Origin of the sequence: Ochrobactrum sp. SFR4 (genome assembly GCF_019730395.1) — a bacterium.
Classification (GTDB): domain Bacteria; phylum Pseudomonadota; class Alphaproteobacteria; order Rhizobiales; family Rhizobiaceae; genus Pseudochrobactrum.
The window spans coordinates 1-345 of sequence record NZ_JAAPBB010000418.1 but is presented as its reverse complement, the minus strand read 5'-3'; the positions used below and the strand labels follow the sequence as shown (position 1 = coordinate 345).

1 protein-coding gene is annotated in these 345 nt (G+C 44.1%); it reads left to right on the top strand.

Features of this window, described 5'->3' with window-relative positions:
- Positions 1-10: 10 nt before the first annotated feature.
- Positions 11-316: an ArsR/SmtB family transcription factor gene (locus tag HBA93_RS19630; protein ID WP_221724406.1), complete on the top strand. Its 306-nt coding sequence runs from the start codon at positions 11-13 to the stop codon at positions 314-316.
- Positions 317-345: the final 29 nt, after the last annotated feature.

The following is a 345-nucleotide window of genomic DNA, read 5'->3' as shown; positions in this document are numbered from 1 at the left end:
GGAGTATTTGATGAAAGAAGATCAAGCGCTTGCAGCTTTCTCTGCGCTTTCACAGCAAACGCGTTTACAGGTCATTCGGCAACTGGTCATTGCAGGGCCTCAAGGATTATCTGCCGGCGCTATAGCGGAAATGCTTGGTGTATCTCCATCGAACATTTCTTTTCACTTTAAAGAATTAGAACATGCTGGGTTAGTCACTGCTCAGCGGGAAGCGCGTTCTATTATTTATAGTGCGAATTTTCATACTCTATCTGAACTAGCGCAGTTCCTAATGGAGAACTGTTGTGCGGGGCATAATGATGAGTGCTCAGTGTAAGCGCCTGAACTGCTTAAACTTTTATATAA

Bases quoted from the DNA above. Each gene is read 5' to 3' on its own strand.
- HBA93_RS19630 (WP_221724406.1), top strand. From the start codon at position 11: ATGAAAGAAGATCAAGCGCTTGCAGCTTTCTCTGCGCTTTCACAGCAA.